This window comes from Aneurinibacillus thermoaerophilus (genome assembly GCF_900099925.1).
Classification (GTDB): Bacteria; Bacillota; Bacilli; order Aneurinibacillales; family Aneurinibacillaceae; genus Aneurinibacillus; species Aneurinibacillus thermoaerophilus.
In genome coordinates this window covers 1-20,627 of sequence record NZ_FNDE01000007.1, presented here as the reverse complement: position 1 = coordinate 20,627, position 20,627 = coordinate 1, and the positions used below count along the sequence as shown (strand labels likewise).

General features: G+C 45.8%; 23 protein-coding genes and 9 tRNA genes. 11 read left to right on the top strand and 21 right to left on the bottom strand.

Translation table 11 applies throughout. The annotated features are described in order from the left end of the window. Nucleotides 1-24: 24 nt before the first annotated feature. Complete coding sequence (locus BLR88_RS05620) at nt 25-1,116, bottom strand: bifunctional 3-deoxy-7-phosphoheptulonate synthase/chorismate mutase (RefSeq protein ID WP_057899560.1); 1,092 nt, start codon at nt 1,114-1,116, stop codon at nt 25-27. 194 nt (nt 1,117-1,310) lie between these two features. Between BLR88_RS05620 and BLR88_RS05615 the strand changes: the two genes are divergently transcribed. Further along, the gene (locus BLR88_RS05615) at nt 1,311-3,467 is read left to right on the top strand and encodes a cell division protein FtsA (protein WP_057899561.1); all 2,157 of its coding nucleotides are present in this window, start codon (nt 1,311-1,313) and stop codon (nt 3,465-3,467) included. Between the two features lie 117 nt (nt 3,468-3,584). Here the strand turns inward: BLR88_RS05615 and ytxJ are convergent, their stop codons facing one another. The 3 genes from ytxJ to BLR88_RS05600 all read right to left on the bottom strand — a co-directional run bounded on the left by ytxJ (nt 3,585) and on the right by BLR88_RS05600 (nt 4,614). Further along, nucleotides 3,585-3,905 carry a bacillithiol system redox-active protein YtxJ gene (gene ytxJ / locus BLR88_RS05610; protein ID WP_091260147.1) on the bottom strand — a complete coding sequence of 107 codons (321 nt, stop codon included), beginning with the start codon at nt 3,903-3,905 and terminating at the stop codon, nt 3,585-3,587. A 114-nt stretch (nt 3,906-4,019) separates the two neighbouring features. Continuing rightward, nucleotides 4,020-4,364, bottom strand: a complete 345-nt coding sequence (locus BLR88_RS05605; RefSeq protein WP_057899563.1) for a spore coat protein — start codon at nt 4,362-4,364, stop codon at nt 4,020-4,022. Between the two features lie 16 nt (nt 4,365-4,380). Beyond that, nucleotides 4,381-4,614, bottom strand: coding sequence for a hypothetical protein (locus BLR88_RS05600; protein WP_057899564.1), 234 nt, complete (start codon nt 4,612-4,614; stop codon nt 4,381-4,383). 183 nt (nt 4,615-4,797) lie between these two features. On the opposite strand from BLR88_RS05600, the gene BLR88_RS05595 reads away from it, so the two are divergent. Both BLR88_RS05595 and BLR88_RS05590 read left to right on the top strand, forming a co-directional pair. Next, on the top strand, nt 4,798-5,877 hold the full coding sequence (locus tag BLR88_RS05595) for an isocitrate/isopropylmalate family dehydrogenase (protein ID WP_057899565.1): 1,080 nt from the start codon (nt 4,798-4,800) through the stop codon (nt 5,875-5,877). Between the two features lie 116 nt (nt 5,878-5,993). After that, on the top strand, nt 5,994-7,526 hold the full coding sequence (locus tag BLR88_RS05590) for a hypothetical protein (RefSeq protein ID WP_091260145.1): 1,533 nt from the start codon (nt 5,994-5,996) through the stop codon (nt 7,524-7,526). A gap of 265 nt (nt 7,527-7,791) precedes the next feature. On the opposite strand, the gene BLR88_RS05585 is transcribed toward BLR88_RS05590, so the two are convergent. Then, nucleotides 7,792-8,172: a hypothetical protein gene (locus BLR88_RS05585; protein ID WP_057899567.1), complete on the bottom strand. Its 381-nt coding sequence runs from the start codon at nt 8,170-8,172 to the stop codon at nt 7,792-7,794. Nucleotides 8,173-8,246: 74 nt separating this feature from the next. Then, nucleotides 8,247-8,456 (bottom strand): hypothetical protein, encoded by a 210-nt coding sequence (locus tag BLR88_RS05580; RefSeq protein ID WP_057899568.1) that lies wholly within the window; start codon nt 8,454-8,456, stop codon nt 8,247-8,249. Between the two features lie 239 nt (nt 8,457-8,695). Between BLR88_RS05580 and BLR88_RS05575 the strand changes: the two genes are divergently transcribed. After that, on the top strand, nt 8,696-9,409 hold the full coding sequence (locus tag BLR88_RS05575; RefSeq protein WP_236781892.1) for a S1C family serine protease: 714 nt from the start codon (nt 8,696-8,698) through the stop codon (nt 9,407-9,409). A gap of 13 nt (nt 9,410-9,422) precedes the next feature. Here the strand turns inward: BLR88_RS05575 and BLR88_RS05570 are convergent, their stop codons facing one another. The 3 genes from BLR88_RS05570 to BLR88_RS05560 form a co-directional block, all read right to left on the bottom strand. Then, nucleotides 9,423-11,003 carry a peptide chain release factor 3 gene (locus tag BLR88_RS05570; RefSeq protein ID WP_057899569.1) on the bottom strand — a complete coding sequence of 527 codons (1,581 nt, stop codon included), beginning with the start codon at nt 11,001-11,003 and terminating at the stop codon, nt 9,423-9,425. A 173-nt stretch (nt 11,004-11,176) separates the two neighbouring features. Beyond that, a complete protein-coding gene (locus tag BLR88_RS05565; RefSeq protein ID WP_057899570.1) occupies nt 11,177-11,803 on the bottom strand; it encodes a YhcN/YlaJ family sporulation lipoprotein in 627 nt (208 codons plus the stop codon). Between the two features lie 103 nt (nt 11,804-11,906). After that, nucleotides 11,907-12,338 carry a CBS domain-containing protein gene (locus tag BLR88_RS05560; RefSeq protein ID WP_057899571.1) on the bottom strand — a complete coding sequence of 144 codons (432 nt, stop codon included), beginning with the start codon at nt 12,336-12,338 and terminating at the stop codon, nt 11,907-11,909. A 135-nt stretch (nt 12,339-12,473) separates the two neighbouring features. Here BLR88_RS05560 and BLR88_RS05555 point away from each other — a divergent pair, with 135 nt between their 5' ends. Continuing rightward, nucleotides 12,474-13,982 carry a DUF4127 family protein gene (locus tag BLR88_RS05555; RefSeq protein ID WP_162265040.1) on the top strand — a complete coding sequence of 503 codons (1,509 nt, stop codon included), beginning with the start codon at nt 12,474-12,476 and terminating at the stop codon, nt 13,980-13,982. Nucleotides 13,983-14,137: 155 nt separating this feature from the next. Here the strand turns inward: BLR88_RS05555 and BLR88_RS05550 are convergent, their stop codons facing one another. Beyond that, a complete protein-coding gene (locus BLR88_RS05550; RefSeq protein WP_057899573.1) occupies nt 14,138-14,584 on the bottom strand; it encodes a hypothetical protein in 447 nt (148 codons plus the stop codon). Further along, nucleotides 14,577-14,810 (bottom strand): hypothetical protein, encoded by a 234-nt coding sequence (locus BLR88_RS05545; RefSeq protein WP_057899574.1) that lies wholly within the window; start codon nt 14,808-14,810, stop codon nt 14,577-14,579. Before BLR88_RS05545 ends, BLR88_RS05550 begins: the two co-directional genes overlap by 8 nt. 245 nt (nt 14,811-15,055) lie before the next feature. Here BLR88_RS05545 and BLR88_RS05540 point away from each other — a divergent pair, with 245 nt between their 5' ends. From BLR88_RS05540 to BLR88_RS05530, 3 genes are read left to right on the top strand one after another with little or no spacing between them, the layout of a single operon-like run. Next, on the top strand, nt 15,056-15,292 hold the full coding sequence (locus BLR88_RS05540) for a spore coat associated protein CotJA (RefSeq protein WP_057899575.1): 237 nt from the start codon (nt 15,056-15,058) through the stop codon (nt 15,290-15,292). Further along, nucleotides 15,289-15,549 carry a spore coat protein CotJB gene (locus BLR88_RS05535; RefSeq protein ID WP_057899576.1) on the top strand — a complete coding sequence of 87 codons (261 nt, stop codon included), beginning with the start codon at nt 15,289-15,291 and terminating at the stop codon, nt 15,547-15,549. Before BLR88_RS05540 ends, BLR88_RS05535 begins: the two co-directional genes overlap by 4 nt. Before the next feature lie 27 nt (nt 15,550-15,576). After that, complete coding sequence (locus BLR88_RS05530) at nt 15,577-16,146, top strand: manganese catalase family protein (RefSeq protein ID WP_057899577.1); 570 nt, start codon at nt 15,577-15,579, stop codon at nt 16,144-16,146. A gap of 46 nt (nt 16,147-16,192) precedes the next feature. On the opposite strand, the gene BLR88_RS05525 is transcribed toward BLR88_RS05530, so the two are convergent. Beyond that, a complete protein-coding gene (locus BLR88_RS05525; protein WP_057899578.1) occupies nt 16,193-16,765 on the bottom strand; it encodes a nitroreductase family protein in 573 nt (190 codons plus the stop codon). 165 nt (nt 16,766-16,930) lie between these two features. Here BLR88_RS05525 and recU point away from each other — a divergent pair, with 165 nt between their 5' ends. The 3 genes from recU (at nt 16,931) to BLR88_RS05510 (ending at nt 19,525) form a co-directional block, all read left to right on the top strand. Next, nucleotides 16,931-17,572, top strand: coding sequence for a Holliday junction resolvase RecU (gene recU, locus BLR88_RS05520; RefSeq protein ID WP_236781893.1), 642 nt, complete (start codon nt 16,931-16,933; stop codon nt 17,570-17,572). Nucleotides 17,573-17,620: 48 nt separating this feature from the next. Beyond that, entirely contained in the window at nt 17,621-18,034 is a 414-nt protein-coding gene (locus BLR88_RS05515) for a DUF309 domain-containing protein (protein ID WP_057899579.1), read from the top strand. A gap of 207 nt (nt 18,035-18,241) precedes the next feature. Next, complete coding sequence (locus tag BLR88_RS05510) at nt 18,242-19,525, top strand: FAD-dependent oxidoreductase (protein WP_082706073.1); 1,284 nt, start codon at nt 18,242-18,244, stop codon at nt 19,523-19,525. A 201-nt stretch (nt 19,526-19,726) separates the two neighbouring features. On the opposite strand, the gene BLR88_RS05505 is transcribed toward BLR88_RS05510, so the two are convergent. The 9 genes from BLR88_RS05505 to BLR88_RS05465 form a co-directional block, all read right to left on the bottom strand. Next, nucleotides 19,727-19,799, bottom strand: a tRNA-Ile gene (locus BLR88_RS05505). A 3-nt stretch (nt 19,800-19,802) separates the two neighbouring features. Further along, nucleotides 19,803-19,878, bottom strand: a tRNA-His gene (locus BLR88_RS05500). Between the two features lie 16 nt (nt 19,879-19,894). Beyond that, nucleotides 19,895-19,983 (bottom strand) — tRNA-Ser (locus tag BLR88_RS05495). Between the two features lie 14 nt (nt 19,984-19,997). Beyond that, nucleotides 19,998-20,071 (bottom strand) — tRNA-Trp (locus tag BLR88_RS05490). Between the two features lie 90 nt (nt 20,072-20,161). Next, a tRNA-Met gene (locus BLR88_RS05485) sits at nt 20,162-20,235 on the bottom strand. 27 nt (nt 20,236-20,262) lie between these two features. Then, nucleotides 20,263-20,339: transfer RNA gene (locus tag BLR88_RS05480), tRNA-Pro, on the bottom strand. A gap of 4 nt (nt 20,340-20,343) precedes the next feature. Then, nucleotides 20,344-20,420: transfer RNA gene (locus tag BLR88_RS05475), tRNA-Arg, on the bottom strand. A gap of 33 nt (nt 20,421-20,453) precedes the next feature. Continuing rightward, nucleotides 20,454-20,527: transfer RNA gene (locus BLR88_RS05470), tRNA-Gly, on the bottom strand. Between the two features lie 6 nt (nt 20,528-20,533). Further along, nucleotides 20,534-20,610, bottom strand: a tRNA-Asp gene (locus BLR88_RS05465). Nucleotides 20,611-20,627: the final 17 nt, after the last annotated feature.

The following is a 20,627-nucleotide window of genomic DNA, read 5'->3' as shown; positions in this document are numbered from 1 at the left end:
TCAGCGGTTTTTGCCCGTTCACACTTATAAAACAGATGCGCTCTCTTTGTACAAGCCGGATTCGCGCAATTTAGTGACGAATTCGTTGAATTGCGGGATATTGATTTGCTGTTTTGCGTCGGAAAGCGCCACATCCGGATCCGGGTGCACTTCGATCATGACACCATCCGCTCCCACAGCCAGCGCAGCTTTCGCTGTCGGCAGCAGAATGTCACGGCGTCCTGTTGCATGCGTCACATCGACGAGCACTGGCAAGTGCGTCTCTTGTTTCAAAATCGGAACGGCGGAGATATCGAGCGTATTGCGTGTCGCTTTTTCGTATGTGCGGATACCGCGTTCACAAAGCATGACTTGATCGTTTCCACCGGACACGATATATTCAGCAGCGTGAATAAACTCTTCAATGGTAGCAGATAAACCGCGCTTTAAAAGCACCGGCGTTTTCACACGGCCCGCCGCCTTCAGCAACTCAAAGTTTTGCATGTTACGCGCCCCGATTTGAATGACATCCACGTATTCGGTCGCCATTTCAATATCAGCTGGATTCACGATTTCGCTCACTACTTTTAAGCCAAGTTCGTCTGCCACACGCCGCAAAATCTTCAAACCTTCCACGCCAAGTCCTTGGAAGTCATACGGCGACGTCCTCGGCTTGAATGCACCCCCACGTAAAAGGGTAATGCCGTTCGCTTTTAGCGCTTCCCCAACCTGACGAACTTGATTATACGATTCGACCGAACACGGGCCAGCCACAAGCACCGGATCTCCATCGCCTACCCGCACAGACCCAATTTCCACCACAGTATCCTCCTGCTTCTTCTTGCGGCTTACAAGCAATGCTTTGCGATGATCGTCTTTTTGCAATTCAAGAGAGGCGCTAAAGATTTGTTTAAAAAGATGCTGAATGGTGCTGTCTTCAAACGGCCCTTTATTATGCTCCAGAATCAAGTTCAGCATTTGACGTTCGCGCTCAGGGTCAAAACGATTAATCCCCTGCTTGAGCTTGACCCTCCCGATTTCCTGCACCAGCTCCGCTCGCCTGTTAATCAGCTCCAGAATCTGAAGATTTACCGCATCCAGATCACTGCGAAGCTGCTCCAACTTTTCGTTGCTCATCTTCTCTCCACCTCTTGTATTTTTTTCAGACAATTTTCAAAAAAATATTTGAAGTGTATTATATCTTATTCTTTGTTCTTTGTCAGCCTTTATATAAAAGAAAAAAGGAATTTTCTATCCCGCAGCGAATATCTTACATATTCCTTCAAATAAACCATGAAGGACACGCTTTATAATTGGAGGAGTTGTAAAGTATGGGCGAAGGACATTCACAACATATTTTCGCTCTTGATATCGGAACGCGCAGTGTAGTTGGACTGCTGGTGGTCCCTAGCCCGGAAGGCAAATTTGAGGTTATCGGGTATGAATGCGAAGAGCATACGGAGCGCTCAATGCTGGACGGACAAATCCACGACGTAGTGGCAGTAGCTGAAGTCATCTCTCGTGTCAAGCAGCGTCTGGAAACGAAAGTAAATGTAAAGCTCACGGACGTGGCCGTAGCGGCTGCGGGACGTTCACTCCATACACAACGCATCGAAGTAAGCAAAGATATTTCCGGGGCAGGCCCAATATCACACAACGATAGTATCGCACTTGAACTTGCCGCCATCCAGAAAGCCCAGCGCATTCTGGCCAAACAACATAAAGCGAATGACTTTACCCAGTATTATTGTGTTGGCTATAGCGTGGTCAACTATTTTCTTGATGGGGAGATCATCGGTAGCCTGATCGACCAACGCGGCAACGAGGCAAAAGTGGAAATTATCGCTACGTTTCTCCCTCGTGTAGTTGTCGACTCCCTAATTGCTGCACTAAAACGAGCGGATCTCAGGATGTGCGCGCTTACACTTGAACCGATTGCAGCCATTAATGTGCTTGTTCCGCCCACCATGCGCCGCCTTAATGTGGCGCTGGTTGATATCGGAGCAGGTACATCGGATATTGCCATTACCGGAGCGGGAACAGTGACAGCATACGGCATGGTGCCGATCGCTGGAGACGAAATTACGGAAGCGCTCAGTCAGGCGTATCTGCTTGACTTTCCAATAGCTGAAGAAATCAAGCGGAAACTGTCGACACAGGACACGGTCACATTTTCCGACATCCTCGGCATAGAATACACCTATAGCCGCGAGGAAGTCATTCGTAATATTGAAACCGATATTCATAACCTTGCCAATTTAATCAGCGAACGCATTCTGGAGTTAAACGGAAATCCCCCGCAAGCAGTGATACTAATCGGCGGCGGTAGCCTGACACCAACCTTGCCCTCCAAAATTGCCGAACGCTTGAATCTTCCTCCCGCGCGCGTTGCTGTACGAGGCGCGGATGCTATCCAAGCCTTTATCGGCAAAGCGAACCTAACGGGGCCGGAATTCGTAACGCCGCTGGGAATTGCGGTAGCGGCAGTGAAACACCCGATTAAATATTTATCCATTCATCTTAACGGGGAAACGCTGCGTATCTTTGATTTAAAACAAATGACTGTCGGCGATGTGCTGCTGTACGCGGGGATAGACATCAAGCGTCTGCACGGACGTCCCGGTCTGGCGATGACCGTACACGTAAACGGCAAAATGAAAATCATTCCTGGCGGGCATGGCACAGCACCCGTTCTGCTCCTTAACAACGAGCCAGCACAACTGGATACGCCTGTTCAAGCGGAGGATCGGATCATATTTAAGCCGGGAAAAGATGGCGTTCCCGCTTCAGCTAAACCAATTGAACTGGCAGGAGACACCGACACGCTGGACATCATGCTAAATGATACTCCGTTATCCCTTTCTCCGTTCATTTTTATTAACGGTCAGGAAGCGTCATGGGATACGCCTCTCAAGGACAGGGATGAGATAGAAATCTCACTGCCGTCTACACTGCGCGAAGTACTCATCGCCGCAGGAGCATACAGACCGGAAATGGAAACCCAGCAACTGCCGTTTACCGTCAACGGAAAAGCAATGCATTATACGTATTCCACATACGTTTTTACTATCAACGGAAAAGAAGCCAGTCTGGATAACAAAATTAAGAAAAACGATCAGATTTTATATCGCAGACATACAACTGCACTTCCTACGATCGAGGATGTGCTTCCACCTGAAGAACGAACAGAAGTGAACACAATCATAACATTCAATGGAAAAACAGTTCAAATCCCTGCAAGTGAAATGGAAATTTACTTGGACGGGGAACGCGTTGCATTAACGGAACCGATCCGGGCGCACGCGTCCATCGCGGTGCGAGTTCGCTTCACGGGCGATCCGATCTTCAGCGATGTATTTCGCTATGTAGATGAAAGCTTGCAAACGATGGATTCAGGAAAAAATCTTGTAATTACAATTAACGGAAATCCAGCTTCATTCCAGGATGTCATCAAAACAGGAGACGTATTGGAGTGCAGGTGGGAATAATTGCAAATTTTTATCTCTATGTTTAATGAAAGTTTTTTTTAATTACTCCCTTGTTTCTTGCGAGACAAGGGAGTTTGTCTTCAATCTGACTTATAGCTAAAATGTTACAAAAATTTCCTATACTATATTTTCTTGCAGATTCTTCTCCGTAATATTCCAATGGGAAGTATGCCATGCCACGCTGCCGTCTTTTATATACAATACTTGCGGCGATTCGTGCTTAACGCCAAAACGATCTGCAATTTCGTTGGATACCGGGCGGGCGGTTTGCACAATTATGAGCGCCCACGGCTTTGTCTCCACACTTTTGACATACTTCATAAACTCGTCGTAAGCTTGGCTGCTAATCGGACAAGTTGTACTGTGCTTCAACAAAATGGCCTCAGGATTCTTCTCTAAAAATTGGTTTAATTCTTCGATGGAAGTCAATTCTTGCATCGTTGTTCCTCTCCTTTCATTCTGTTCATCTTCCTATTTTATATTACCTGTTTTTTTCTCTGGTATAAATACAAAAAGCCGCCTGTATGTTCTACATACAAGCGGGTACCCGCTTTATGTTCCATTCTGCTGCTTCCGTGCCCCTTGCTGCTGTCCGGCTGATGCTTCCGCTGCCTGCCAAGCAGATACGGCTTGTTGCAAATTCTGATTTGTCTGTCTGGCACGAATTGCTGCTTCTGCAATTTCATCCGGCAATGCATAACGCGGAGCCACCCATCCGCTTGCTGCCATAATCTGTCCAATTTCTACGATGTTTTGCAGTGAATGATTCAACAATTGTTGAATCCCCTGTCGAAGCTCCGGGCAGTTCGTCTCCGTCATTGTCTGCGCATACGCGGTAACCATCATTTTCTCGTATGCCAACAATTCACTGGCAATTTGTTTATCTGATACTGGCATCATTCCAGCCCCCTTTCTACTGTACCCCGTGCGGCGGATGCTGATGCTGATTCAGCATTTGACACAGCAGCTGATAATTTTTTTGATGACGTGCGGCCATTTGGCCGCATAATTCTTTCAAGTCCGTGCTTACCACATTGGAAGCCGCATTCATATATGTTTGACAAATCATTTCTTCCTGGCTCATCCGCGCTTCGAGTTGTACAAGTTCGTTGGCGGTCAACGGTTCCATGCGTATCTTCTGTACCATTTTCTTAACCTCCGGCAAAAAGTCAGACTTTATGCATTCGTTAGTTTCTCCAAAATTTCTTTGTATTCCTCATACAAATCCTGTCAATAATAATTGAGATATTTTATGAAATCATGCATAATAAGTAAGGTTGTTTGTTAAATAAAAGAGGAAGAGAAAGATTTCAGAAGAGGTGGTACAGACATGAAAAAAACAGTTGTTGTTATGCAAGGCGACCAGACTGGCCAAGAACTGCTTGAAGAAGCGTTGCGCGTACTTCAGCCTGATGTTATCGGCTTTGAAATTGATTTTGAGACATACGATTTAAGCCTCGAAAATCGCATAAAAACAAATAACGAAGTCGTACACGAAGCAGCGCGCGCAATGAAAAGAACAGGATTTGGCTTAAAGGCGGCCACAATCACGCCGGAAGAAAAGGGCTCTGTAGGCAGCCCGAACGCAATTCTCCGCCGCGAAATCGATGGGAAAGTCATCCTGCGGACAGGCCGCAGAATTCCTGGCATCCGTCCGGTAGCGGGCGCTTACGCTCCAATTTCCGTTGTTCGCATGGCTGTCGGTGATGCTTACGGTGCAAAGGAATGGCGCGAAGGTGAAGGCTTAGATGAAATCGCATACCGCACCGAAAAAATTGATCGCAAAACGTGCCGTGCCGTTGCTGAATTCGCGTTCCGCCATGCACAAAAAACAAACGCTAAAGTATTCGGCGGTCCAAAATACACGGTAAGCCCGATCTATGAAGGCATGCTGAAAGAAGAAATGGATGCCGTAAGCAAACGCTACCCAAATGTAAAATACGAACCACAACTCATTGACGCTACATATGCGTTGCTGCTTTCTTCCGCTGGTGACGCGATGGTCATTCCGGCTTTGAACCGCGACGGCGACTGCCTAAGCGATATGGTGTTGCAAATGTTTGGTTCTATCGCGGGCGCTGAATCCGTCCTGCTCGGTTTCGACGAAAATTTCAACACACAAGCCGTAATGGTAGAGGCACCGCACGGTACCGCTCCGGCTCTCCAAGGCAAAAACATCGCGAACCCGATGGCGATGATTCTTGCTTCCGCATCCCTGCTCACATATTTCCATGAACAAAACGCATATGCAGCTTCCCGCGCAATTTACGAAGCGACCATTGAAGCCGTAAGCCAAGGCGTGCGTACGGCCGATCTAGGCGGAAGTGCAACAACAACCGAATTTACGGATGAAGTAATCAAACGTGTAAAAACAAAACTAGACGTATGGGCTACCATGCAAAATTTCTAATCTGTATCCTTTTATAGGTATAATAAAAATAAGAGGTCCATTCCTCTGTGAGGATATGGGCCTCTTATACTTCATCGCTGCCATGCGCTCTGTGGTCTGGAAAGGAGGGATACAGCTTGAGATATGCAAAGCGTATATTGGTGATCAGCACTATAACGGTACTCCTATGCTCCTTTGTTCTTGTCGCAAATAATATATCGGCTGATTTTTCCTACCGGATTAAAAGTTTCGTGCTCAGCGATTATAAAATCAATTTAGGTGGCTGGATGGAGGACGTTAAACCAGTAACAACCGAGAAACGTTACGAACATGCTATCTATACGCGTTACGATTACAAAAAAGACGGACGCTTCTTCCGGTTGACCATAGCCAAGATAAAAAACGGAGATATTTTATACTTCGCCGAAAACCATGCTACTCCTAAGGCGAACAAAGCGTTCCTTCAAATTACTGTCAAAGAAAACGAACCAAGATACGTGCATATGTTCGCACCCGGTAAACCCCCGGCCTGGCAAAGATGGGATGAACTTCCCAACTCATTATCTAAAGCCGCGTACGTGGACGGCCAAAAATTGTTCTACCGGATTGGTAAAGCGGAAGTATACCGTCCTCTCGGCTATACTGTCTACGAAGAGCTCCCATATTATGCATCCGATGTGCAGGTGGTGCAAAACGGATACACGCAATACAAAGTCACCTTACCCGCAGACAGCACTTCCATGAGCACTGCCTGGGGCATACTCGCCGGCCATCCTCTAATTAACTGGAATGAGCCAAAAGCGTACAAAAAAGCGTTAGAAATCGAATTCGAACATGACAAAAAACTGCGGGCAGACGGTGCATACTCCATTATTCCGGAAAACTACGAACCAAGTTCGAAAATGGCCTTCTACCGGAACCCTGCTAATGGCGAAGGGTTGCGCGCTAATGATTTCGTATCTTATCCAGCGATGGGCAGCCTGTTTATGGATATCGCCACTCATCTAGCCTATACGGCAGTGCAATCACAGAACGAAGAGGGCTACTGGCCCACGTATCCGCGTTCACAATGGCTCCGCCGCGAATATAACATTGATTACGCCTATATGGATAACCGTCGAAACGCCGACAATGCGCTGTTTTTATTGCGCTACGTGCAGCAAAAACCCGATCCGGATATTAGGGAAACTTTGCGCAAGTGGGACCATTATATGCTGCGCTATATCGACAAATATAGTCAGAAAGCTGGCGATAAAACGATCAGCTTTATTCCTGATTATGTAGGTGCTCAAAACAGCAGGCGGACGCACACGTCGCTCAACCATCTGGCTGCCAACATGAATTATCTGCTGGAAGCATATTTATATGATCAAAACCCGGCCAAAAAACAGGCGGCCTCCAAGCTGTTCGCCGCTATTAAGGCAACCAAGGAAAAATGGGTACGTCCCGACTCCAACTTTTACTATGCCTTAACCCCGGGTCTCATGCCTTACCCGGCGGAAGATTATTATAAATTAACGCACGATGATTTGTTGCATTCGCAAAAACTGCTTGTATTGCTCTATGGAAAACCGAGCGATGCGTTGCAGTATCTTATCACGAAAAAAGAAAAATGGATGCAAAAACACCCCGTTCCTACGCTTACGTTCCCGGATATCAAAACCCCCTGACAGCCGAACGTCAGGGGGCTCCTCTATGTTCACGCCTTTAAGAGCTTTTCTTTCTCTTTGCGGCAATAAACATCATGGATAACAAAATGAGCGGAATGGCCATCGATGCAATCAAACCGAACATGGCAATTTGTTGCCCACCCATCTTAAGCGTACCTCCCACATTTATTTACTTCTATTGTAATAAAAAGATTAGGGAAATGTCTACCAAAAAAACGGATAAATATCCTTCTATCTACCCGTTTTTTTAATAAATTGTAAAACTTTATTCACATTTCGAGCGCGCTACTTCCCGTAAAGAAACAAGCACCTGCCTGAGCCATTGCTTATCCCCCAGCGATTTGGCCAGAAGATATAGGTCGAGCCATTCATCAACGGTAAAGCAAGGTTTTTGCGCGCAGGTCTTTAGCATCATGCGCGTAAATATGGAATGTTCAGCAAACGAAATCGCCTTTGTTCCTTTTTCGGTGTGCAGCCGCTGTAAGCATTGCTTCAACTCTTCTTTAATTTGTTCAACTAATTCGTGGTGCCCGCAATAGCAGCACCAGTACATAGGCACATGTTCGATTTGCGTATGGTTCATATAGACAAGCTTTCGCAAATACAAATGCATTACATGGCCGCAACGGTTACACTGCTTTTCCATTGTCGTTCCCCTTTCCCGACACACACTATCAGTTTGCCTTATATGTATTCAGGAAAGGCGACTTTTAACCCACTTTAATATCTGGCATTTATTTTCTGACACACCGGGCAAATCGCTACCCGTACTGAACCACCTGTTTCATCTTCTACCACATACCCTTTAAGATTCTTATTGGAATCACAGTACATACATTCTGAAGAAAATTCCATGTCAAAATTCGCTTTCCAGGCGAAAGGTTTAAAAATTTGTCCCGTATAAATAGATAAAGGCATTTCATTCATCATTACAGACCTCCTTGGTATTCCACTGTATGTATTTTCTAGCATGTACCAGAAACGTCTGCTTTATACGAATTATAAGAAAATAAATACTTTCACACTGTCCAACAAGCAACATAAACTATATGGAGAAAAAAGATTCGCTCTTATCCCAAATGGTCAAAGGCAAATCATATACTTGGCAGAAGAAGCTATCCTTGCCTAGAGGCCGATTCTTCGCCCCAGTGCAGGAAGGAGGAAAGAGATTGAAAAGAAAAGTAACGCATATAACGCGTACATTCCGCAAACCTTCCTACATGCATCCCGCCAATTTTTTCGTTCCAATCGTTGAAAAAGTAAAACCTGCCATTATTTCCATTACAACGGAAGACTACGCGGTCAACAAAAAAATGACACAAATTCTTCATAATTTTTTATTTCCGAATTCACAGCCTCACGAAAAAGAAGTGCGCCGCAGCTTCGGCACCGGCTTTATCATTCATCCGCGCGGTTATATTTTAACGAGCGAGCACGTGATTCATAACGCCCGCGTAATTTACGTTAAGCTCTATTCAGGAGAAGTGAAAAAGGCGAACGTCGTTTGGAGTAATCCGAAACGCGATCTCGCGCTACTTCACATACAAACCCGCAATCCGCTACCTGTACTTCCTCTTGGTTCCTCCACAGAAGCACAGGTCGGGGAACTTGTCATCTCCATCGGCAATCCACTCGGTCTGGAAAATACAGTTACAACCGGCATTATCAGCGCAAAAAACCGGCCGGTTCAAATCGCCGACCGGAAGTATGAAGACATCATTCAAACAGACGCCGCGATCAATCCTGGAAACAGCGGAGGCCCGCTCATTAATATGAACGGTGAAGCAATCGGCATGAACGCCTTTATTATCCGGGACAACCATGGGCTTGGGTTCGCCATCGGCATCGATAGCATCAAGCCGTTTATCCGAAAATTCCTTTAGATTCCTTACCTTATCATTCGTACGATGTGCTGACGAACTCCACATCCGGATTTTTCTCCTTCGCCCAGCGTTCAGCGAATTCGTTTTCCAACAGCACGACCAGCCTTCCTTCCCGGTCGCGTACAACAAGACTGCCTCCATACTGGATGAGATTTAATTCATGTTCTTTTTTGTTCCCTTTCACCCAGCGGGCAAGTGTAAAACCTAGCGGCTGAAGCTCTACATCTACCCCATATTCGTTGCGCATACGGTATTCAAAAACTTCAAGCTGCAATTGGCCCACCACGCCGAGAATCAACGTTTCGGCGCCGGGAGCGGCCGTCGTGAAATATTGGACAGCCCCTTCTTCCGTAAGCTGCTGCATTCCTTTATGAAATTGCTTATATTTCATCGTGTCTTTGGCGCGTACCTTCGCAAAAATCTCAGGCGAAAAATGTGGAATATCCGCAAAGCTAAACGTCTGATTTCCTTCTACCAGCGTATCGCCGATGCCAAACGTTCCTGGATCAAATAAGCCAATAATGTCTCCTGGATACGCTTCTTCCACAATGTTGCGTTCCTGTGCCAGAAATTGCTGAGGCTGAGAAAGCTTGATACGTTTTCCAGTGCGCACGTGTTGTACGGTCATCCCTCGAATAAATTTGCCCGAAACAATGCGCAAAAAAGCGATTCGATCACGGTGCGCAGGATTCATATTTGCCTGAATTTTAAACACGAATCCGGAAAACTTGTTGTGCTCTGGAGAAATGAGGCCCTTATCGCTCATACGGGGAGCCGGTCCCGGAGCCAGCCTGAGGAAATACTCAAGGAACGACTCTACACCGAAGTTTGTCAGCGCGCTCCCAAAAAAGACAGGCGTCAATAATCCATTGTCAATTTTTTCACGATCAAACGGATCACCCGCGATATCAAGTAGCTCAATATCTTCTTTCAGCTTCATATATCTTTCTTCGCCCAACAGTTCCTTCACTTTCTCATTACTTTTTCCCTCCTGGAATACGGGGAAAATATGGCGTCCTTTTTCTCCATGTTTAAAAAGTTCCACCTGCTGCCTCTCCCGATCATATACTCCTTTAAAATCAATGCCAGAACCAATTGGCCAGTTCATCGGACAGGAGCGGATGCCAAGCACTTCTTCCAGTTCCTCTAATAAAGCTAGCGGATCTTTCGATTCACGATCCATTTTGTTGATAAAAGTAAAAATCGGAATTTTTCGCATCCGACATACTTCAAACAACTTAATGGTCTGTGGTTCTACTCCTTTGGCGGCATCAATTAACATTACCGCACTATCAGCTGCCGTCAACGTACGGTATGTATCTTCGCTAAAGTCCTGATGCCCTGGAGTGTCCAGAATGTTAACCGCATATCCATTATAGGAGAACTGCATTACGCTGGAGGTTACCGAAATTCCGCGCTGCTTTTCGATTTCCATCCAGTCGGATGTCGCTTGTAGTTTGGATTTACGACTTTTTACCATGCCTGCCGTATGAATGGCTCCACCAAAATAAAGCAGTTTTTCAGTCAATGTCGTCTTCCCGGCGTCCGGGTGAGAAATAATTGCAAACGTTTTTCTTGGTCTTGCTGTTGCCATGTATGTGAAAACGCCTCCGTTTTGTAATGTTTATGCAAAAGGAAAAACAGGCGGCAGTTCTGGCGCCTGTTTTTCTTCTCATTGTCCACATTTAACTATGATACCATGTTTCCTCCCATCGCAAAAGAAAAAGAGAATACCCATCCGGACATTCCCTTTCTCTTCCATTTAACTTAACGAAACGGCGCGGTAACAGAACGGCCGATATCACGGATTAACTGAGTAATGTCCCGTCCAAACGTACGCATCGCATTCGTCCCCTTGTTTCCCATATTAGCGCTTAGCGTGCGGATGCGCTGGGTGAGCGTTTTATCCGCGGTAACATGGATCGTATATCCCGGTTCAGCTCGCCTTAGCGCTTCATGAACGCTGCGCTCCAACATTTTCATATTGGATGCAGTCGCTCCTTCAACGCCGATCACTGCATCGCGATCGTACACAATCGCTGTAGCGCGAGTCACACCGTGGACATTGGCCGCAAGCTGTGCCATTCTTTCGGCGGCTTTTTGATCTTGTTCGACGGTACTATGGGGACGGGCCCCATAAATGTTATATTGCCCTGCTCTGGCATTCGGGTACATATACGCCATATCTGGACGCAGACTGTACTGTTGTGTACCGTACGGGCGAATGCCGAAATTATCATCCATGACCGTGCCGTTGGTACGATACTGATTGAGGCGGTACGTTTCGGATTGCGTTTTGGTCGTGCCATCTTTTCTCGGACCGCACGCCGCAAGCGATCCAGCCATCATAAGTGCTAAAGACATGATAATCACTTGCTTGAATGCTTTGTGCATGCGTTTCACCTCCACGCTTAGTTTGCGTAGAAGAAAGTTTCATGATTACTAAAATAAATGGCAAAAGAGCCGAGAAAATTTTCCCCGGCCCTTCCTTCCCATGTTATCCTCTGTTAGGATAGTTTTGGGAAATATCAGAGAGAGCCATGCCCGCTTCGTTCTGATAAATGTCTTGCACGGCAAGGTCGCCAAGGGAAACGATGCCGACCAGTTGATTGTGATCCACAACCGGGAGACGGCGAATTTGATTTTTCGCCATCAAATCAGCCGCTTCATGAACGTCCATATCAGCGGGTGCGGTGATGATGTTGTGCGTCATAACGTCGCGCACTTTCGTCTGACTATCACGATTGTGTGCGGATGCGCGAGTGGCGATATCGCGGTCGGTGATCATACCGACACACTGACCGTTTTCAACGACAGGAACAGCGCCAACGTTATATTCATTCATGATTCGTGCCGCCTCTTCCAATGTCTGGTTCGGCTGAACGGTAGCAACTTGCCTTGTCATAATATCCTGCAAACGTTGCGACATGTGCTTTTCCCTCCCGTATGCTTGTGTCGGATTCATGTGAATCCTTTTATAGCGTGATGAATATAACTAAAACGTATGCATGGTCAATTCTGTAAACCAAGGAGAGATGAAGTGAAGTTTTTTGGGGTTTGGATAATGATGTTCTTTTTTTTGCTCGCATGCTCCGCATCATCCGTATCGGCAAGTGGATCGTTCGCCGGAAAAAAGATTGTGCTTATCCCGCTTGACAGCCGTCCGGTCAATACTGAATACATAAAAATGCTCAGCGAAATCGGCGGCGCGTCTGTCGTTTACCCTGAAGATGGCCTCGATCATTATGAACGCCCGTCCGATTACGCAAAAATAAAGTCGTTTTTAATACAGCAGTTGCCCACAGCTGATGCCGTTTTTATCTGCGTTCCGCAGTGGCTAAACGGGAGTCTAATTGAAGGACGGCATGCGGAAAGCTATGTGCGAAATGCATACCGTCTGGCTGAGTTACAAAGCATTCTAAGTGCATATAAATATAAAACCATATACCTTATTGGGCTTATTCCCAGGGAGAAGCCTTCGTACATCACTCCCGCTTTCAAATATTCGACGGAGCTTACGCAATACGGCCGTAAGTATGCACAGTACATGATGGCTAACACGGTCAAAGGCAGGAATTATATGCTCTACTTTCTGCGTCAAATGCAGAATACCATCCCGTTTTCATATGTTAGAGATTATTTGAAACTGTTTAACGAAAACACCCGTGTTCTTTATACTATGGCGGATTGGGCGAAAGCAGGGTTGGTCGACGGCGTCGTGATCGGTCTGGATGACACAAGCGATATGGGTCTTCCAAAATTTAATGAAATGCGTCTTCTCCAGTACTGCAAAGAGCAAAACATACGAAACGTGTACATCATGCCTGGAGCAGATGATATTACAGCACTGCTGCTGGCCCGTTACAAAAACGAATTGTCCGGCTCTGCTTCACGTTATGACGTAACATTTTCACACGAACAATTACAAAATACGATCAAAGCGTATGATGGACAACCGCTTGCAGAAGTAATCCGGAAAAAAATCGCGTTTGTCCAGCCGAAGTCCCCTGCTTCCGGACAGCCCGCCCTTCTTTCTCTCTATGTTCATTCGCACGAAGAGCCAATAGAAAATCTGCAGAACTGGATTCGTGCACATCCTAACAACTTGCGCGGTGTGGCTGATGTCTCTTACGCAAGCTTTCTTGAAACAGGTTGGATGGAAAATTATTTACGACAGAAGCTCTCCAGCAAAATTCACAGTTATGCGGCGTGGAATACAAGTGGAAATACCATCGGGCTGCTGGTGGCGCACCTGGAGATGATCCGCGATGAACCAACATGGAATGAAGCTCATGAACGTTGGCTTGCACTCCGCTACGCCGAAGATTACTATTACAATACAATTAAACGTTACGAATACGCATTGCGCTACTCCTCTAGCAAAAAAGTGCCACCTCTCGAAGAGAAGATGTTAATGGAGAACGTGACCAAGCGCACCAATCAATTTCTCGCCACCCTCTCTCTCGCCACGCGAAAAAACGGGCGATATGTCGCTATTTCTCCCGCTCCGCGCATCGCAAAGGCTGAGCTTCCGTGGCATCGCATCTTTGAAATCGGCTACACCTTTCGCTAGACAAAATGCACAAAGCTTTTTCTCTCGTTCTTTTTCGGCCGCGAAGCAAAACAGCCGCGACACTGCAAAATAATAAGCGAAATATTTAGGAAATTTTTCTGTTCGATAAAAAAGGCGCGAATCGCACAACATCATGTGCAATCCGCGCCCTTTTTTTATTCCGCTTTCGGTGTCGTAATGATTTTTGCGATTTCCGGAATTTTCATGTTGCTATTAAGGTCATATGTTCCATAACGTACCAAACCCATCAGACCAGTATCGTTTAAATATTTATTCAGCAATTTCCTATCAGGAATAATATGTGCCTTCTCAAGAATCTCCGCTACCTTCTCTGGACTCATGCCCTTCTCAATAACCAGCCGGTATGTATATACTTTTGGCTCAGGCTGTGTCTGTTTAGGAATAGAAGTTGCGGCTTTCGGCATTTCAATCGCCTTGATCGGCTGCGTAGCCGGATCTTTTCGTTCCACGTTTTCCGCCTGCACCGAAGCTGCTTTCTCTGGCGATTCGCTATAATATACAAACGACAGTACCGCCGTCGAAAATAAAACGCCCGCAGCGAAGCCGCGCAAACTATTTTTGTTTACCTGAAGCTTAAGCACCTTCTTTTTTCTCCTTTAAACTTTCTTTTGACCGGCGGTTTTCCCCCAATTTGTTGTTTCCTTGCGGCACAAGCGTACTTTGTATCTGATGGATTTCTTTAAGAATCTGAATAGAGAGATTCTCCATTTTTTCTTCCAATTGCACAGCCTGATCTTTCTCTTTATAGAAGGAATAAACCAAAATCCCAATGCCCAACAAAAGCAAACCAATAATCGCGTATTCCATACTCTCCTCCAACTCAATTATTTTTTGCGTATGGGGTATTCTTTTTTTTACTCTGTTTCTTTATATACCATACTTTTTTGAAAAGGCAAGGGAAAATCAATATAAGAACCAATTTCTGTACATAAATAAAGACGAATTTTGTCGAACAATGAAAATCGCCCCATTTTTATCCAATTTGTACTAATTGAAAAACAACCTCCATATTTATAAAAAAGATTGAATATGAAAGAAAGGAGCGCGCACGCATGCATACGTTTCGCAAAAGATATCGTACGTATGTAAGTCCCTTTGATCCCTGCCCTCCAATAATAAAAAGGACATATGAAACTCCGCCTCAGCTTTATATGGGTTTTCAGCCTTATGGTCTTCCTCAAGTCCCCCCTGCCGAAGCCCTACGTCTTGGTACCCTGTGGCCCGCACTGTACGCGCCTTATCAAAGTCCATACAAAGATAAATACGGCCGGGGAGGGACAGATGAATGAAGCAAGTGGATGAGAAATACTATGACCTTCTTCTTGAAATTCAACAGACTGATTTTGTTATTTTAGAACTAAATCTTTATCTTAATACCCATCCAAATGACCAGGCAGCTATCGTCCAGTATAACGAATACGTACAAAGAAGTATGCAACTGAAAAAAAATTTTGAATCAATATATGGGCCGCTTACAAGTTTTGGTTACAGCTATTCTCCAACACCCTGGAAATGGGGGAAATCTCCTTGGCCCTGGCAAATCTAAAAATATACGCGAAGGAGGCTTTCTACTTTGTGGTTTTATGAAAAGAAGCTGCAATATCCGGTACGTGTCAGCAAATGTGATGTTCGCATGGCCAAATTTTTAATCGAGCAATACGGCGGCTCCGACGGGGAACTGGCGGCGGCACTCCGGTATTTGAACCAACGCTACACCGTACCGGATAAAGTGATCGGCGTGCTCAATGATATCGGAACCGAGGAGCTGGCTCATCTAGAAATGATTGCGACAATGGTGTATAAACTGACAAAGGACGCAACACCGGAAGAGTTGGAGAAACACGGTTTAGGTGAACACTATGCTAACCATGACAAAGCGCTATTTTATAACAACGCCGCTGGAGTACCGTTTTCCGTGACATATATCGCGGCCAAAGGCGATCCGATTGCCGATTTGTATGAAGATATTGCTGCCGAAGAAAAAGCGCGCGCCACATACCAATGGCTTATTAACATGACAGATGATCCGGATTTGAAAGACTCGCTCAGTTTCCTGCGTGAGCGAGAAATCGTTCATTCCCAACGCTTCCGCGAGGCTGTCGAAATCCTCAAAGAAGAACGTGACCACAAAAAAATCTTTTAGCCTGCCATAAAAAGCAAAAAAAGAGGGATGGTCTTATCCCTCTTTCTTAGCTCCACCACTCAGTCTTTTGTTCGACAGGAATGCGGCGGGATTCGCGCACCATATCCGGTCTGCCAATATAAACGAGCCCCATTAGCCGATCTTTTGCCCCAAGTCCAAATAATTCTTTCATAACAGGATGGTAACTCGGCGCCCCTGTTCGCCAAATCGCACCGTATCCAAGCGCGTGAGCAGCCAAAAGCATGTTTTGGATGCTGGCCGCAACCGCCGCGAACTCTTCCGCTTCCACCACGTACTCCTCTTCATGCGGCAAGCAGGCTACTGCGATGACAAGTGGCGCACGGAACGCCTTATTCATGCTTTTTTCATACAATGCCTTCGTTTCTGCATCCGTGAGCCCCTCCCCTTTTTCTAATAAAGCGATTTTTGCGTACGCCTCGCCTAGCCTTTTTCTTCCGTTTCCAGTTATTACAAAATATTTCCATGGCTGTGTATTGAAATGACTGGGTGCCCAATTGCCGGCTTCGAGAATTTTCTCAATATCTTCGCGCGGCACCGGATCATCTTTTACTTTTCCGATCGTCCGTCTTGTCATGATCAATTCTAACAGGTCGTTCATCATATCCTCCTTCGTTTATATGTCTGTTCCTCTCAAAAACGCTGCAAGCGGTTCGGCAAACAAATGCGTATCCCTTCTCCTTTTCTTTAGCTCTTGACTTGCCCACAGGTATAACTTTTTTCTTCTTTCTGTTATTATACAATAGATGAAAAAGGAGGGAGCACATTGCGGAACATTCGCTATCCAAACGGAAAATTCCCCGCTCTGCAACATTCCGATGCCGAACTTCCTAACCGCATGAGAGCGGAAGATTTTCTCACGCTTATCCAAGATAAGCAAACATCAGCAGCGGGCCGCGGCATGTCGCTTGAGGAGGATGTTAATGAGAGCAATGCATACTATGTAGCACATGAAATTGCTTCCGTCCACAAAAAGCCGACACCCGTTCAAATCGTAAAAGTCGATTATCCTTCTCGTTCTTCAGCCGTTATCCGGGAAGCATATTTCCGTCAACCTTCGACAACGGACTATAACGGAGTATTTGAAGGACGCTACCTCGACTTCGAAGCGAAAGAGACCCGCAACAAAACGTCGCTTCCGCTCAACAACTTCCATGCCCACCAAATTAATCACATGCGACTTGTACTGAAGCAAAAGGGCATTTCCTTTGCGATTATCCGTTTCATCTTACATGATGAGACATATGTGCTGGATGCCGCTCATATTATCCGTTTCTGGGAGGAAGCTGCCTGCGGTGGCCGCAAATCCATTCCGTATAGTTATATTCAAAAGCATGGTTATTTGATTCCAGAGGGCTTCCGACCGCGTCTCGATTATTTATCGGTCATTAAGCGGCATTACTTTTAGTTTGCTTACCGATGAACCCTCTGATTCTAAGGAAAAGGAGCGGGCGTTGTGTATCATCGTTTATATATTGAATATCTATATTATTTTAATGTCGAACAAGATTATTATGAATGCCATGAAGTGATGGAAGAATTATGGCTGAATGAAGGGCGGAACCGCCTGCTTCAAGCACTGTTGCAAGTAGCGGTGGGACTTCATCATTTCCGCAATGGAAACGTCGAGGGAGCTATCCGCCTGTTTGAAGCAGCGCTGGCCAAATCAAAAGAAACATGGAGCGGCAAGCTTGGCATCGATACAGATAAACTGTTTAACGAGACGAGAGAATATGTAAAGAAACTATACGCGTACGAAAAAGTTCCCTTTTCGTTTTATCCTTTGCATATCTTCATTTTAGATCCTGAGCTTGAAAAAGCGGTTATTAATTGCGTTCCAAAAGGGGTATCCGAAGAAGACAAATTTTAACTCTGAGAAAATGAGGCTGATTCATTAGCCTCATTTTTTATTTCGCATCAAATGGTTGACATCACCAAAAACCATTCGTATAATAAAGATAAATAATTATTTAAAACCATTATAAATTAATAATCAAAAGAAATAAATAACTGCCATTGATTAATGACTGCGTAATTTGTGTAAAGTAAGACAGAGAGAATTCAGGAGGCGATTAAAATGGAAAATCACGTAATTGTATATACGAGTCAAGGGTGCCCGTATTGCAAAAAAGTCAAGGAACAATTGACCGCATGGGGCGTGCCCTTTGAAGAAAGAAATGTATCGGAGAACTACAAATACTTCGAAGAATTGCAGCAAAAAAAGATTTTTGGAACACCAGCTACTTACATCAATGGTAAACTGGTGCTCGGTTTCCAGGAAGCAAAAATGAAAAAATTGCTAAACCTGCCGGAAGAGACGGAAGTACCAAAAGCCGAACCAGCTGCACAAAACAATGCAGAAGCAAAACCGCAAGAAAAAACAGGCGACATTTTTCAAGCTGTTGATCAAAAAATTCTTGATGAAGTATATGATTTTGTTACAATCGGCGGTGGTCCTGCCGGGGCTTCCGCAGCGGTATACGCGGCGCGCGGCCGCCTGAAGACTCTTGTCATTGACAAGGCACCAGCCGCCGGCACGCTGGCAATTACCCACAAAATCGCTAACTATCCGGGCGTACGCGAAGAGCTAACAGGCCTTGAACTGCTTCAGCGCATGCAGGCACAGGCACACGATTTCGGAGCTACGTTCGTACGCACAAACGTATTGTCTGTAGACTTTTCCGACGCAGAAATCAAGAAATTGGAAGTTCCTGAAGGAACCATTAAAGCCAAAAGTGTATTTATTGCCGTTGGAGCCAAAGCGCCTTCCAGCAAAATTAAAGGAGAAGAAGAATTTACGGGCCGCGGGGTGAGCTACTGCTCTACATGTGACGCCGCATTCTTCCAGGATCGTACGGTTGTCGTCACGGGAGACAATGAAGAAGCCGTACACGAAGCGGAAGCACTCTCCAAATTCTGCAAAGAAGTCCGTTTCCTGCTTCCGACAGGTACCGTGAAAGGACAGGCTGACCTTTCCATACTTGAGGCGAAAGACAACGTAAAAATTTATAAAAAGTACCGTGTAAAAGAAATTCTTGGCGAAAACAGCGTGGAAAAAGTCGTTGTCCAAAACGATCAAAAAGAGCTAGAAACATGGGATATTGATGGCGTTTTCCTCTACCTTGCTGGAATGAAACCGGGCACTGACTTCCTTAAGGACGCGGTGGAACGCGACGAAGAAGGCTATGTAAAAGTTGATGAAATGCTGCAAACAAATGTACCAGGCGTATTCGCTGGCGGAGATGCGCGCCGTACACCGATTAAGCAGGCGGTTATTTCCGCAGCTGACGGTGCCATCGCAGCTCTTGGCGCGGACAAACATGTAAACAAGCGTTCCCAATTGCGCCCACAATACAGTTAATATTATTGTTTCCTCTCGTCCGTTTCTAACGGTTATAAATAATACAAAAGAACAGGCCAATTGGCCTGTTCTTTTGTATTATTTTCCATTCCATTTCCACAAACGCTATTACCTTTAATAAAGCCAAAACAAAACAAAGAAACCATTTTTTATTAGAGAATGGGATTCTAATAAAAAATGGTTTCTCGTTCAGCTTCGTAGTGGGCCCTGCAGGACTCGAACCTACGACCAATCGGTTATGAGCCGACCGCTCTACCAACTGAGCTAAGGGCCCATATGGGGCGACCGATGGGAATCGAACCCACGAATGTCGGAGCCACAATCCGATGCGTTAACCACTTCGCCACGGTCGCCACAGGAAAAAGATACTGGCGGAGGGAGAGGGATTCGAACCCCCGTGGGCTTGCGCCCTAACGGTTTTCAAGACCGCCCCGTTATGACCACTTCGGTATCCCTCCATAGGATATAAAAATGGCAGGGGCAGTAGGAATCGAACCCACACTGGAGGTTTTGGAGACCTCTGTTCTACCATTAAACTATGCCCCTGTATTTCTTATATAAAAATTTTATTATGTAATTTCTTACTCAAGATTTTACAATATTTCTTAAAAATATCAATAGATAAAACTAGAAAAATAGCGGCGGAGGGGATCGAACCCCCGACCTCACGGGTATGAACCGTACGCTCTAGCCAGCTGAGCTACGCCGCCACAATACGTATACATTTTGAACCTCCATGGTCGGGAAGACAGGATTTGAACCTGCGACCTCCTCGTCCCGAACGAGGCGCTCTACCAAGCTGAGCCACTTCCCGTATGTGGCGTGCCCGGAGAGACTCGAACTCCCAACCTTCTGATTCGTAGTCAGACACTCTATCCGGTTGAGCTACGGGCACAATAAATTTTACTCTTGCTCAAAAGCAAATATATGGAGCGGGTGATGGGAATCGAACCCACGTATTCAGCTTGGAAGGCTGATGTTCTACCATTGAACTACACCCGCAATATATGGCGGAGCCGACGGGACTCGAACCCGCGACCTCCGGAGTGACAGTCCAGCGTGAACTCCAACTTCACCACGGCTCCGCATCAAAAATGGTGCC